Genomic DNA, 666 nt, shown 5'->3' with positions numbered 1-666 from the left:
TGTCATTCGTCCGGAGCGCACTTTTCGCGGCTGGAAATAACCTTGCCCGTGTGCCTTACTCCTTGTTCCTTAGGGGGAGGGCAACGGGATGCGACGTAGAAGCGCACAGTATTGGCTTTGGATGAACAGCCGGTTGCCGGGACGCAACCACGAAGAAACGCTTGAGGACGGCACGCAAGTTGAGGTCCAGGCTCGCATAAACCAGCAGAGCATGACGCAAGTCTTCGTCTGTGTTTACCGCCGGAACGGCTCGGTCTGGGTCGAGGAATTCCATGACCGTGCCTTGCGCGAACCACTTTCCCAAGCGCTGGAATGGGGCCTGGACCGGGTGCGGGAGATCGTCGCCGGTACGGCAGGTTTCAAGGCACCTCATCGGATCCAGATGACCCTTGGGCCATTGATCCAGGATGAATGTGTCCTGGCGTTGCGGCGCATGGACATGAGCGATGAAGAACGACACAGGCTCAAGGCCCGGGATGCATGGGTTGAATACCTGAATGCCAAGGCAGCGATGCTGGTGTTGATGCGTTCGGTCCGGGTCGACGCCGACGTTTGGGAGGCGCAGAAGCGGCGACTGTGCGAAGCCATTGATCGCCGCGCCTCGCTGGCGCGGGTAGGTTCAGGCCACTGACACACGACAACCCCTGTGGCGAGGGAGCTTGCTCC

Annotated in this window: 1 protein-coding gene; it reads left to right on the top strand. The window is 60.2% G+C overall.

Translation table 11 applies throughout. The features are described from left to right. Window positions 1-88 precede the first annotated feature (88 nt). Window positions 89-631, top strand: coding sequence for a hypothetical protein (locus OC610_RS28455; protein ID WP_264433064.1), 543 nt, complete (start codon window positions 89-91; stop codon window positions 629-631). The last annotated feature ends 35 nt before the right edge of the window (window positions 632-666 follow it).

Origin of the sequence: Pseudomonas agronomica, from assembly GCF_025917275.1 — a bacterium.
In the GTDB taxonomy this organism is placed as follows: Bacteria; Pseudomonadota; Gammaproteobacteria; order Pseudomonadales; family Pseudomonadaceae; genus Aquipseudomonas; species Aquipseudomonas agronomica.
This window is presented reverse-complemented; position numbering and strand designations above follow the sequence as displayed.

Excerpts from the sequence above, each read along its gene's own strand:
- OC610_RS28455 (WP_264433064.1), top strand. The coding sequence starts at position 89 with ATGCGACGTAGAAGCGCACAGTATTGGCTTTGGATGAACAGCCGGTTG.